The organism is Kribbella sp. C-35, from assembly GCF_046549195.1.
Classification (GTDB): domain Bacteria; phylum Actinomycetota; class Actinomycetes; order Propionibacteriales; family Kribbellaceae; genus Kribbella.
Genome location: NZ_JAJPWG010000002.1, coordinates 1,354,014 through 1,366,344, shown reverse-complemented (window position 1 = coordinate 1,366,344; position 12,331 = coordinate 1,354,014). Strand labels below are relative to the sequence as shown.

General features: G+C 67.7%; 12 protein-coding genes. 9 read left to right on the top strand and 3 right to left on the bottom strand.

Annotation, left to right across the window (positions count from 1 at the left end; translation table 11 throughout):
• Position 1 precedes the first annotated feature (1 nt).
• Positions 2 to 1,294: an ABC transporter substrate-binding protein gene (locus tag ACLJOO_RS19040; protein ID WP_410788505.1), complete on the bottom strand. Its 1,293-nt coding sequence runs from the start codon at positions 1,292 to 1,294 to the stop codon at positions 2 to 4.
• Positions 1,295 to 1,482: 188 nt separating this feature from the next.
• Between ACLJOO_RS19040 and ACLJOO_RS19035 the strand changes: the two genes are divergently transcribed.
• Genes ACLJOO_RS19035 through ACLJOO_RS19020 form a run of 4 tightly spaced genes read left to right on the top strand, consistent with a single transcriptional unit; the run spans position 1,483 to position 5,591 of the window.
• Complete coding sequence (locus ACLJOO_RS19035) at positions 1,483 to 2,379, top strand: carbohydrate ABC transporter permease (RefSeq protein WP_410788504.1); 897 nt, start codon at positions 1,483 to 1,485, stop codon at positions 2,377 to 2,379.
• The gene (locus tag ACLJOO_RS19030) at positions 2,379 to 3,227 is read left to right on the top strand and encodes a carbohydrate ABC transporter permease (protein WP_410788503.1); all 849 of its coding nucleotides are present in this window, start codon (positions 2,379 to 2,381) and stop codon (positions 3,225 to 3,227) included. Before ACLJOO_RS19035 ends, ACLJOO_RS19030 begins: the two co-directional genes overlap by 1 nt.
• Positions 3,228 to 3,255: 28 nt before the next feature.
• Entirely contained in the window at positions 3,256 to 4,767 is a 1,512-nt protein-coding gene (locus ACLJOO_RS19025; RefSeq protein ID WP_410788502.1) for a hypothetical protein, read from the top strand.
• Positions 4,764 to 5,591: a fumarylacetoacetate hydrolase family protein gene (locus ACLJOO_RS19020; protein WP_410788501.1), complete on the top strand. Its 828-nt coding sequence runs from the start codon at positions 4,764 to 4,766 to the stop codon at positions 5,589 to 5,591. Before ACLJOO_RS19025 ends, ACLJOO_RS19020 begins: the two co-directional genes overlap by 4 nt.
• Here the strand turns inward: ACLJOO_RS19020 and ACLJOO_RS19015 are convergent.
• Positions 5,588 to 6,439, bottom strand: a complete 852-nt coding sequence (locus ACLJOO_RS19015; RefSeq protein ID WP_410788500.1) for an NAD(P)H-binding protein — start codon at positions 6,437 to 6,439, stop codon at positions 5,588 to 5,590. The genes ACLJOO_RS19020 and ACLJOO_RS19015 overlap by 4 nt on opposite strands.
• Positions 6,440 to 6,560: 121 nt before the next feature.
• Here ACLJOO_RS19015 and ACLJOO_RS19010 point away from each other — a divergent pair, with 121 nt between their 5' ends.
• Complete coding sequence (locus tag ACLJOO_RS19010; RefSeq protein WP_410788499.1) at positions 6,561 to 7,460, top strand: AraC family transcriptional regulator; 900 nt, start codon at positions 6,561 to 6,563, stop codon at positions 7,458 to 7,460.
• Here the strand turns inward: ACLJOO_RS19010 and ACLJOO_RS19005 are convergent.
• Positions 7,450 to 8,484, bottom strand: coding sequence for a helix-turn-helix transcriptional regulator (locus ACLJOO_RS19005; RefSeq protein ID WP_410788498.1), 1,035 nt, complete (start codon positions 8,482 to 8,484; stop codon positions 7,450 to 7,452). The genes ACLJOO_RS19010 and ACLJOO_RS19005 overlap by 11 nt on opposite strands.
• Before the next feature lie 121 nt (positions 8,485 to 8,605).
• Here ACLJOO_RS19005 and ACLJOO_RS19000 point away from each other — a divergent pair, with 121 nt between their 5' ends.
• From ACLJOO_RS19000 to ACLJOO_RS18985, 4 genes are all read left to right on the top strand, one after another.
• Positions 8,606 to 9,043, top strand: a complete 438-nt coding sequence (locus ACLJOO_RS19000) for a cupin domain-containing protein (protein ID WP_410788497.1) — start codon at positions 8,606 to 8,608, stop codon at positions 9,041 to 9,043.
• Entirely contained in the window at positions 9,040 to 9,414 is a 375-nt protein-coding gene (locus tag ACLJOO_RS18995; protein WP_410788496.1) for a DUF1304 family protein, read from the top strand. Before ACLJOO_RS19000 ends, ACLJOO_RS18995 begins: the two co-directional genes overlap by 4 nt.
• 127 nt (positions 9,415 to 9,541) lie before the next feature.
• A complete protein-coding gene (locus tag ACLJOO_RS18990; RefSeq protein ID WP_410788495.1) occupies positions 9,542 to 11,083 on the top strand; it encodes an alkaline phosphatase D family protein in 1,542 nt (513 codons plus the stop codon).
• 5 nt (positions 11,084 to 11,088) lie between these two features.
• Complete coding sequence (locus ACLJOO_RS18985; RefSeq protein ID WP_410788494.1) at positions 11,089 to 12,330, top strand: hypothetical protein; 1,242 nt, start codon at positions 11,089 to 11,091, stop codon at positions 12,328 to 12,330.
• Position 12,331 lies beyond the last annotated feature (1 nt).

Sequence of the window (12,331 nt, the reverse complement as noted above, 5' to 3'; positions counted from 1 at the left end):
GCTACTTGCCCTTCGCCAGAGTGTCGTTCCACGCCTTCTCGGCGTCGTCCAAAGCCTGCTTCGCCGATTTGGTCCCGGACATGAACGCCCGCACCTGCTCGTCGAACAGCTGTCGCAGCTGCTCGTCGTTACCCGACCCCATCGACGCGTCGATGCTCTGCTTGAAGGTGTCGACCAGGATCTTCCGCGCCTGGTCGGCCGGCGTGGTCCCGGTGATGTCGGTGAAGAACGGGTCCGCGAGCGCCTTCACCGAGGACGGGTAGATCGGCACCAGCTTGCACAGCGCGAGCTGCTGCTCGGGCGCGGCGACGTACTTGAGCCAGGCGGCCGCGGCGGCCTGGTTGTCCGACTTCGCGGGAATGCCCATCACCTGCTGGCCGGGCATGTAGAACTTGCCGCCGGCACCGGTCACCGGCGGGCCGACCACGATCGACGAGTAGACCGCGGGCGCGTTCTTCTCGACGTTCAGCAATGAGCTTGAGACGGCGGCCGGGTTGAACGCGATGCCCTTGTTCTCCAGCGATTGCGGCATGTCCCGCGGGTTCTCGCTGAGGCTTCCCGGGGCGATCGCACCCGAGCTGAACAGCGGCTTGAACTTCTCCAGTAGCGCGAGGGTTTCCGGCGTGTTGAAGGCGGCCTTCTTCCCGTCCTCCGACAGCAGCGGGATGCCGTTCGCCTGCACCACGCTCGAGTACGCCATGAAGTTGGTCGCCGACTTACCGGTCGCGTCGTGGTAGGTCTTCGCCAGCGTGAGCGCGTCGTCGTACGTCTTCGGCGGCTTGGCCGCGTCGAAGCCCGCCTTGGCCAGCAGATCCTTGTTGTAGAACGCCAGCGACGTGCCGCCGTTGTACCACGGGATCGCGATGCGCTTGCTGTCGACAACCAACGGCTCGGCCAGGTTCGGCAGGTACGCGGCGACGTCCTGCTGGCTGAACAGCGAGCTCAGGTCGGCCATCGAGCCGGCGAACAGGCCGGTGGTCGCGGAGGTGAAGTTCACGACGTCCGGCACCTTGCCGCTGGCGATCGCGGCCAGCAGCTTGGTGGTGATGTCGGCACCCGGTACGTCGACCCACTTGATCGAGACCTTCGGGTGCTCCTTCTGGTAGGCGTCGATCCACTTCTGGATGTCCGGCCCGTAGTTCTTCTGCAGGTTGATCGTCCACCACTCGACGTCACCGGAGTAGGCGTCGCCGGACTGTTTCTGGTCGTCACCGCCGCCCGCGGGACTGCCGGACACGCAGCCGGTGAGGGCGAGCAGGAGAGTGGCAACCACGGCAAGGCGGAGTCGGGCCATCGTTGGCTCCTCAGAATGGAATGTCCTAAACCTGGCTTACAGACACCAGAGTGTTCGCCATCGGATCGCGCGAGTCAACGGAAGATGCGGAAATTTTCTGGAGTTACCGCTTCCGGGCCGCTGAGTTGTGCGTTACGGTTCCCGTCAGCTTGGTATCTGAAATCCGGGTTTCAGACACGAGGAGAAGCATGCCGGGCCAACTGAGACAAACACAGCGTGGGCGAGTAGTCGGTCAGCACTGGTACACGCCGTACGCGTTCATGCTGCCCGGGCTGCTGTTCTACGCCGCGATGTTCGCGTGGCCGGCCATGATCGCGATCCAGCTCGCGTTCTCCGACTACGACATCGTGCATCCGGTCCGCTTCTCCGGCCTGGACAACTTCGTCCGGCTGGCGCACGACCCGCGGGTCTGGATCGCGCTGCGGAACTCGCTGCTGTTCGTGCTGATGTTCCTGCCGCTGACCGTGGTCGCGCCGCTGTTCCTGGCGATGCTGGTGAACCTCAAGCTGCGCGCGATCCAGGCGTTCCGGATGCTCTACTACCTGCCGGTGATCACGTCGATGGTCGCGGTGGCGGTCGCCTGGCGGTACGTGTTCAACCGCGAGGGCGTCGTGAACTGGGTGCTCGGACTGTTCGGCGCCGGGCCGACCGACTTCCTGCTCGACCGGCACTGGGCGCTGCCCACGGTCGTGCTGCTGGAGGCCTGGAAGAACGCCGGCCTGTTCATGATGATCTACCTGGCCGGGTTGCAGGCCGTGCCGTCGGACCAGATCGAGGCGGCGACGATCGACGGCGCGAACGCGTGGCAGCGGCTGCTGCACGTCGTCGTACCGTCGCTGCGGCCGACGTTCGCGGTCACGCTCGTGCTCAGCATGCTCGAGGCGATGCGGGCCTTCGAATCCGTGTACGTGCTGACCCGCGGCGGACCGCTCGACTCCACTCTCACCCTCGGCTACTACATCTGGTCGAAAGCCTTCGAGGACTACGACATGGGCTATGCGAGTGCCGTCGGCCTGCTGCTGTGGGCGATCATGATCGTCCTGGCCGGCTTCAACCTGCTGGTGACCCGGCGGAGGGACATCTGATGGCCAGGCGGCTCTACCGGCGTACGCCGAGGCTCAACGCGCGTCGGGTCGGGCTCTACGTGCTGTTGATCGCGGTCGCCGCGTTGTTCATCGGGCCGTTCCTGATCCTGCTCAGCGCCGCGACCAAACCCGCCAGCCAGGACGTGTTCGGGTTCCCGCCCGACCTGATCCCGCGGCCGCCGGTGTTCGAGTGGTTCCGCGAGGCGTGGACGACGATCCCGTACGCACGGTTCCTGCTGAACTCGGTGATCTACGTCGGCATCACCGTCCCGGTGTACCTCGTGGTGTCCGCGCTGACGGCGTACCCCCTCGCAAGGATCGCGTTCCACGGCCGCGGCGTGTTCTTCATGCTGTTCCTGTCGATCATGTTCCTGCCCGGCGAGCTGATGCTGATCCCGCGGTTCCTGGTGATGAGCGAGCTCGGGCTGACCGACACGTTCGCCGCGGTGATCCTGCCCGCGATCCTGTCGTCGCTCGGGATCTTCCTGCTCCGCCAGGCGTTCTCGCAGATCCCGGACGAGATCGTCGAGGCCGCCCGCGTCGACGGCGCGAACGAGTTCGCGATCTTCTGGCGGATCTGCGTGCCGATCGTGGCGCCGACGCTCGCCGTCCTGGCGATCCTCGGGTTCGTGTCGGTGTGGAACAGCTTCATCTGGCCGCTGGTGGTGCTGACCAGTCAGTCGAAGTTCCCGATCGCGCTCGGGATCGCCTACCTGAGCGGCGTCTCCGGCACCGACGTCCGCGGCCTCGCCGCCGGCACCGTCATCTCCCTGGTCCCCGTCATCGCCGTCTTCCTGTTCCTCCAAAAACGCATCCTCAACAGCATGGGCGGCGCCGTCAAAGGCTGACCCCGCCCCAAACCCTTGTGAGGCATACATGCACGTCAGCCGCCGCACGCTCCTGCTCGGATCCGCCGCCGGTGGTATCGCCGCCTGGGCCGGTCTACCAGCCCTCTCGGCCGCCGCCGATCCACTCGTGTACGACTCGCCCGAAGCCTTCGACGCCGCCCAAGCGGGCTACCTCGCGTCCAACGCCCAGGACAACGAGGCCGGTCTGTACGCCTGGGGTGAGTCCTACTTCCTGCTCGCCCTGCTCCGGATGTACGAGGCCTACCAGGACGAGCGCTACCTGCGCACGTTCGAGGACCGCGCCCGGCACCTGATGAAGACCACCGACCACGCCCGCCGCGTCAAGGACTACGCCGGCCGATCCGGCAAGGTCTGGCGCACGGCCGGCAACTACACCGCCGGCCACGGCGTACTCCCCGACGGCAACGGCGCCCCGGCGATCCAACTCCGCTGGGCCGGGATCCGATCGGCTGAATCGATCGCCCAGGTACTGAACGTTGCCGACGGCACCTTCGACCTCGTGCTCCGCAACCCCGCCACGACCAGCGTCGTCACCCTGCCCGCGGTCAGCCTCGACCCGGCGTCACCGACGTACGTCGTGACGGCGGTCAACAACGCCTACAACGCATCGCTGCGCTGGACTGCGGTCGATCTGCGGACGGCTCCCGCGGCCGCGCCCGCACCGGCGGACTCCACGATCGCGTTCAAGTCGCAGTACTACGTGTTCGCTGTGCACACCGGCATGATCGCGTTCCCGTTGGCTCGCTACGCCCGGATGGTCCTACAGTCGTCGAAGCTCCAGCGCAGTCGGGCGTTCGCGAAGGAGGTGCTGGATGCGGCGACCGCGGCAGTAGCGTTCCACGACCCGGAGTGGGTTTCGCGGGCGGACGGCACCGGCGACTACGTGTGGCCGAAGGGTGCGCCGATCCCGTTCGACGGGACCATCCAGCCGTACAACCAGAGTCAGGGCATCGGCCAGGTGCTGGTCGAGCTGTTCCGCGTGACCAAGCAGCCGCGCTACCGCACGCGGGTCCTGCAGATGCTGAAGGCGTACGAGCCCGCACTGCGACTCGTTGGCGACGCCTACGTCTGGACCTACTGGCCGCCGTACAGCGAGCTGTACGCCGGGTACCCGAAGACCGCGGGCATCTCGGAGTACACGCCGTCGTACCCGGCCTCGAAGCAGATCGAGGACCTGAGCCACGCAGCGATCAGCACCGAGTTCGTGCATGCGGCGTACGACGCGGGGATCGCCGGCGGACCCGCGACGGACATCCAGCGCTTCACGAAGACGTTCACGCAGAAGCTGATCCGGTCCGCGACCGAGGTCTGGTACCGGGTCGACGGGACCGGCGATGCGGTGCCGGCGAACGCGGTGCAGTGCGCGCGCTGGGGTGCGTACGCCGAACAGGATCTGCTGGTCTATCAGCAGTCCTTGCGCGTGTACGACGCCGTACAACTCGTCCCGGTGCAAGGCTCGCACGCATTGGGTATCGCCTACCTGAACTGGGCGAAGAACTCAGGTTGGAGGAACAAGTGAGACTGCTCCGGATCCACACGCCGGACGGACTGCGCGACGCCGTGCTGTCCGAAGATGGCCGGGTGGCGACGTTGCCGGGTACGTCGGAGGCGTTCGACCCGGACCGCTGGCGCGAACGGGCCGCCGCGGCAACCGATCCGGCGCTTGAGCTCGAGGTGGTACGGCTGGCGGCACCGCTCAGCCCCGGGAAGATCGTGTGCGTCGGGCTGAACTACGCCGACCATGCGGCTGAGGGTGGCCAGGCGGCGCCGGCCGAGCCGATCCTGTTCATGAAGGCGCCGGACACCGTGGTCGGTGCGCAGGACGACGTGGTGATTCCGCGCGGCGGCGAGAAGACCGACTGGGAGGTCGAGCTCGGCGTGGTGATCGGGCGCACCGCGGCGTACCTGAGCTCTGAAGCGGAAGCGCTCGATCACGTCGCCGGGTACGTGTTGGTGAACGACGTGTCCGAGCGGCACTTCCAGCTCGAGCGTGGCGGGCAGTGGGACAAGGGCAAGAACTCGGCGACGTTCTGCCCGCTCGGTCCGTGGATCCTGACCGCGGACGAGGTGCCGGATCCCCAGGCGATCAAGCTCGGGCTGGACGTGAACGGCGAGTCGCTGCAGGACAGTTCGACGGCCGAGATGATCTTCGGCGTCGCGCACCTGGTGCACTACATCTCGCAGTTCATGACCCTGTACCCGGGCGACGTGATCAGCACCGGCACGCCGGCCGGCGTAGGCGCGGGCCAGAAACCACCACGCTACCTACGCCCGGGCGACGTACTACGAGTGTGGGCAGACGGCCTCGGAGAGCAGCACACCCAACTCGTCGCGGCTCCTTAGGCCTTCAAAGCGGCGGCGATGGTGTCGGCGATCGGCGTGGTCGGGCGGCCGATGAGACGGGAGAGGTCTGAGCCGCGGCCCGCGAGGAGGCCCCGTTCGATGGCGTGGTCGACGTCGACGAGGACCGGCACGAACGACGCCGGGATTCCGGCAGCCGTCAGCACCTGGGTGAGGTCCTCGCGAGAGATGTTGTTGTAGGCAACGTCCTGACCCGACTGCTTGGACAGCTCGGCGGCGTAGTCGGCCAGCGTCCAGGTCGTGTCGCCGTTCAGCTCGTACGCCTTCTTCTCGTGCCCGTCGCCGGTCAGTGCGACAGCTGCCGCCGCCGCGTAGTCCCGCCGCGGAGCCGACGCGATCCGCCCGTCGCCCGCACTACCGACGACCCCGTTCGCCAGCTGTACGGCGATCTGGTCCGTGTAGACCTCGCTGTACCAGCCGTTGCGGAGGAACGTGTACGGCAGACCCGACTCGAGGATCGCCTGCTCGGTGGCGATGTGGTCGGCGGCCAGGTCGAAGTCGGCGTCAGGTCCGCCGAGCACGCTGGTGTACGCGATCCGCGCGGCGCCGGCGTTCTTCGCGGCCGTGACGACGGTCTGGTGCTGCTCGCGCCGGTTCGGGTCCATGCCCGAGATCAGCAGGACCGTGTCACCGGCGCCGAAGGCCTTCGCCAGCGCGTCCGGGTCGTTGTAGTCGGCGACCCGGACTTCCACGCCGCGGTCTGCGATCGGGGCCGCCTTTGCGGCGCTCCGCGCGACCGCGACGACCTGATCGGCCGGGACTCGCTGCAGCAACTCGTCGATGACGAGAGTGCCCAGGTGCCCGGTGGCGGCGGTGACGACGATGCTCATTCATACTCCTAGTCGTTGAGGTTCTGTCACCGACAGTAGGCGGCACTGACGAGCGGATCTATGTCCATGGAGCGCAGGTTTATATCCGATCGTCTTGACGACTGCGCGTATCATGACAGGTATGGATGTACTCGCCGATGTCGTCACCGCGATGAAGACCGGCCCGGCCACGTCCGGGCGCACCGACGTCCGGGGGCCGTGGGGGCTGCGGATGGTGCACTCCTTCGGCGCCACCTTCCACGTGGTCCTGCAAGGTACGGCGTGGTTGCTGCCGCCGGAGGGAGACCCGATCCCGCTCGGCCCGGGCGACGCGGTCCTCCTGCCGCGCGGCCTCGAGCACGCGATCGCCGACCACCCGGATTCGCCGCTGGTCGATTTCGACCCGGCCGTCGAGGAGCCGCCGCAGGGTCAGGGCGCGCGGTCGTTGCTGTTGTGCGGGACCTATCGGCTGGACCGCGAGCGTCCGCACCCGGTGCTGAGCAAGCTGCCCGACGTGGTCGTCGTACCGGCGAATCCGGGACGCCACCGTTCGTTGCATACGGCAATCAGCATCCTCGGCGAGGAGCTCGACGCGCAGCGCCCCGGCGCGGCTGCCGTCGTACCGGCGCTGGTGGATGCGCTGCTGGTGCTGATCCTGCGGGCCTGGTTCGAGGACAGCGACTGCCCGGCGGATCGGGGCTGGTCGCGGGCGTTGACCGATCCCGCGGTCGTCCAGTCGCTGGAGCTCATCCACGAGCGTCCGGGCGCCGCGTGGACGGTCGCTGACCTGGCGTCCGATGTCGGGTTGTCGCGGGCCGCCTTCGCGCGGCGATTCACCGAGGCGGTCGGGGAGCCGCCGCTGACGTACCTGTCCCGTTGGCGGATGACGACCGCGGCGCGGTTGCTCCGGGACCACGATCGCCCGCTCGCCACGGTCGCGAAGGAGATCGGCTACACGTCGGAGTTCGCGTTCGCCAAGGCGTTCAAGCGCGACTTCGGCGTACCGCCTGGCACGTATCGGCGGCAGGTCGTCACGGCCTGATCTCCGGCCTCAGCGTCGCGACCAGTTCACCGCGGCTACGGACGCCGACCTTCGCGAACGCCGACTTCAGGTGGTCCTGGATCGTGTGCGGCGAGATCGACAGTCGGTCGGCGATCGCGCCGGTGGTGTGCCCGGAGATGATCTCCAGACAGATCTCCCGCTCGCGCGTGGTCAGGCCGTACGCCGCGAGCAGCATGCCGACCAGGTGCTGACCCGACGCAGGCTCGATGGTCACCACGATCTCGTCCTCGTTTTCGCCCAGAAGCCGGCTGCCCTGCAGCAGAACCCACTCGCCGGACGCGGTCTGGACCCGCGCCTGGAAGGTTCCGGAGACGCGGGTGCCCGTGACGACGGCCCGGAGCAGTACGCCGAAGCGTCCCGGCGCGATCTCGTCCAGCTCGTCCTGCCAGGTCCGGGCGGCCGCGGTGATCGCCCGTGGCTCGCCGGTCGGACCGGTGACGACGATCGACGGGCCGACCCCTCCGCGGTACCCGTGTGCGTCCGTCCGTACGGCGACCCGCGTCGCCGCGCCGATGACCGGCGCCACCGATCCCAGGAACTCCACCTCCCGGTCGCTGAAGTCCGGACCGCTCCGGACGAATCCGGCCGCGCCCCAGCAGTCCCCGTCGACGACGAAGGTCGTCCGGACCTCGTGCTCGATCCCGAGCGGCCGCCACACCTCGTTCAGCCGCCGGTGGCCGACGACCTCGCGGTACGGCAGGTCCGACAATCGCGCGACGTTGTGAGCGGTGCGGGCCAGTTCGGCGAACGAGTTCGGCACGGTTCCGGCATACTCCGTCTCCGCCAGCCGCGGCTCGTACTCCGGCGGAATGCGGGCCGCGCCGCTCGTCATCGAACTGATCACCAGCGTGCCCGGATCCATCCCGGCCCAGCAGGTGAGCTCGCTGCCGACGACCTGTTCGACGACCTCGATCGCGGCAGCGTGCAGTTCGGCGACGCCCATCCCCGAGGTCGCCAGTGCCGCGATGTCCCGGCGCGCGGCCCGCGCCCGGCCCTCCCACATGCGCTCAGTATGCGCCGACGTACCCCGGCCGCCTATCCCCGAAATGTGGGGATTCCGGGATCCGAACGAGCCCAATCGCACGGGATATCTCTGGAGCACGCCGGTTCCTACCGTCGCAGTCATGAACGAAACAGTGCATTTGAGCAATGCGGGCAGCGGTGTCGAGTACGCCGCCCCGGACGCGACCGTGACGGTGAAGATCGGCGCCGAGCACACCGGCGGGCAGTACGAGCTGTTCGAGATCGACGCGCCGCGTGCTGAGGCGTCGCCGCCGCACAGCGAGTCGTGGAGCAAGGCGTTCTACGTCCTGCAGGGCCGGATCCTCGTCCAGGCAGGGGATCAGGGGTACGACCTCGGGCCCGGCGCCTCGATCAGCATCCCGGCCGGCACCGTGAACACGTTCTCGGTGCTGACGCCGTCGGCGAAGTTCCTGACCATCAGCCAGACCGGCCGGATGGGCGCGTTCTTCGCGGACCTGGCCGGCGCCGATCCGGCCGACTACGCCGCGCTGGGCGAGATCACCAGCCGGCACGGCGTCAGTCTGGGGGCGACGACATGAGTACGGCGGCGCAGATCCTCGCGATCGCCATCGCGGTCATGCTGGCGTCGGTCTGGCTGATGGAGTCGTTCTTCTACCGCCATCCACGGCTGTATCCGCTGTTCCTGCTGGAACGCCGCGACTTCGACGCGGTCAAGCTGTGGATCGTGAACCTCGGGTTCTACAACTTCACGACCGGTGTCGCGCTGGCGCTCGGGGTCGTTCTCGCCCGGACCGGGCATGTGCCGCAAGGTGAGGCACTGGTCGCGTTCACTGCGGCGCAGCACGTTTTCCTGGCGCTCGTCCTGCTCGCAACGGAGCGGCGGCTCTGGTTGAACGCCTTGCTGGAAGGGGTGCCGACAGCCGTCCTGCTGCTGCTCGTCCTGCTGTAGGAAATTTACCAATTCTGCGCAATCATGGGCACAGAGCACCGCACACACTCAAGGTTCCCGAATGGTCACCCGCAGTTCGACCGATCCGGGGGCCTACCGCCCTGAGTACCCGTGAAGGTGAGGCCTCATGAGCCCAATCAGTCGCAGGACCCTTGTTCTCGGCGGACTAGCCGCGGCCGGGGCCGGCGCCCTCCCGGCTGCCGCCCAGTCCTCCGTGATCACCGCCACCGCCGCCGTCCCGTACCCGTTCCAGCTCGGCATCGCGTCCGGTGAGCCGGACGCGAACAGCGTCGTGCTCTGGACCCGCCTGGCGCCGTCGCCACTGAACGCCGACGGCCAAGGCGGCATGGCGAACGCCGACGTCGCCGTCGACTGGCAGGTGTCGACCACCGACACCTTCAGCACGCTGGTCGCATCCGGCACGGTGACGGCGAAGTACGCCGCCGCCCACTCGGTGCATGTCGTTGCAGGCGGCCTCAGCCCGGACGCCGACTACTTCTACCGCTTCCGCGCCCAGGGCCATCTGTCACCTGTCGGCCGCACCCGCACCACGCCCGCGGTCGGCACGACCGGCCGGAACCTGCTGATGGCCTTCACCTCCTGCTCGCACTACGAGGAGGGCTACTTCACCGTCTACCGCCGGATGGCCGAGGAGAACCCGGGCGTCATCCTGCACCTCGGTGACTACATCTACGAGTACGGTCCGACCACCGGCCGCACGCGGTTGCACCTCGGCAACGAGATCGTGTCGATCGCCGACTACCGCCGCCGGTACGCGCAGTACAAGACGGACCCGGACCTGCAGGCGGCACATGCCGTCGCACCGTGGATCGTCGTACCGGACGACCACGAGGTGGAGAACAACTACGCGGGCACGATCCGGGAGAACAACACGCCGGCGTTGACTACGGCGCAGTGGACCGCGCGACGGTCGGCGGCGTACCAGGCCTACTACGAGAACATGCCGCTGCGTCCTGCTCAGGTGAACAGCGGCAACAGCATCCAGCTGTACCGGCGACTGCGGTGGGGGAGTCTGGCGACGTTCCACATGCTCGACACGCGTCAGTACCGCAACGACCAGGCCTGCGGTGATGGCTGGAAGGTGTGCTCGGACGCAGACCTGGCTACGCGGAGCCTTCCAGGCAACGCACAGGAGAGCTGGCTGCTGGACGGACTGGGGCAGCACCTGGGTACGTGGGACATCATCGGCCAGCAGGTCTTTTTCGCCCGCCGGTTCAACTCCACCGGGGCGAGTATGGACTCGTGGGACGGGTACCGCGCGTCCCGGGCGCGGATCCAGCAGGGCTGGGTCGACCGCAGCGTCCGGAACCCCGTCGTACTCACCGGAGACGTGCACCGGGCCTGGGCGAGCGACCTCAAGGCCGACTACAACAACGCGAACTCGGCGACGATCGGCACCGAACTGGTCACCAGCTCGGTCACCTCGAGCGGCGACGGCGACGGGTCCACCACGGTCCCCGATGTCGGCACCAACCCGTGGCTGAAGTTCTACAACAACCGTCGCGGCTACGTGCGTGCGACACTCAGCCCGACTGAGCTGCGGGCCGATTTCCGCAACGTGGCAAAGGTTTCCGAGCACGGGGCCGCCGCGGCGACCGTGAAGTCGTTCGTTGTCCCAGAGGGCCAGCCCGGACTGCAGGCGGTGTGACTCCTATGAAGAAGACGCTTGCTCTTACTGCGATCGCGGCGACGGTTCTGACCTTCACTGCGACCACCGCCGAGGCACACATTGCTGCCCCCACTTGGGTGGCGGCGAACAGTGTGTCCACCGGCGACCAGGACAATGCCTCCGTTGCGATCAACCGCAACGGGTACGTCGCTGTGGTGTGGGAGGACGACCGCGACACCGACAACGCGACCGACAACGTGCACAGCGAGATCTACCTGAGGCTCTTCCACAACGGCACTGCCGTGTACGAGACGAAGCTGTCCGCCGGCGGGAGCAGCGGTGTGACGAACTGGCGGCACCTGCACCCGGACGTCGGCCTGGACGACAAGGGTAACGCGGTCGTGGTGTGGCAGGACGACCCAGACGGCAACGGGTACTACAACATCCCGTACCGCGTCGTGAACACCGCCGGCACCGTGACAGCGTCCGGCACCTCCAACAGCAGTTCCACCGGCCAGCAGATCAACCCGCGAGTCGCTGTCGACCCAGACGGCGCACCGGCCGGTGCTGCAGTCGCGTTCACTGTGGCGTGGGAAGACATCCAGACCGGTACGCCGGCAACAGCGAAGGCAGCCGGCTTCACCGGGCCGACCACACGCGCCTGGGAGGTGACCGCCTCGCAGACGACCGGCCAGCACCACAACCCGGATGTGGCCGTGTCGGCGTCAGGTGACGCGGTCGTCGTGTGGGACGAGGACGGCGACGCCAACGCCGACTACAACATCGGACTGATCCGGCTGGGCCGTACGAACGGTGCAGCCACGCTGTCGCGCCGGGTCGCCAACTCGAACACCACAGGTCAGCAGACGCATCCGGCCGCGGCAGCCAACTTCAACGGCGACTTCGCGGTCGCCTGGGAGTCGGCCGGTACCGTCGCGACGCGTTCGTTCAACAGTGTGGGCACTGCCCGGTACGCCGACGTACAGGTGGCGACTGCTGGTGTAGCACCGTCGATCGGCATCGACGACCAGGCGCAGACGGTCGTCGGCTGGACCGTGGCCGGCACTGATCCCGACGTGTGGGTACGTGGGTTCGGTACGGACGGCACCGACACGGGTCGGCTGTCGGCGCAGCGGCTGAGCTCCGTGGCCACAGGTCGGCAGGAGCAGATGACCGTCGCGGTCTCGCCGTACGCCGAGGTAGCGGTCGCCTACACCGACGACAACGACGGGAACACGTACGACCAGGTCTACCTGGGCACGGGAATCTCCAACAACAGCTGGTGAA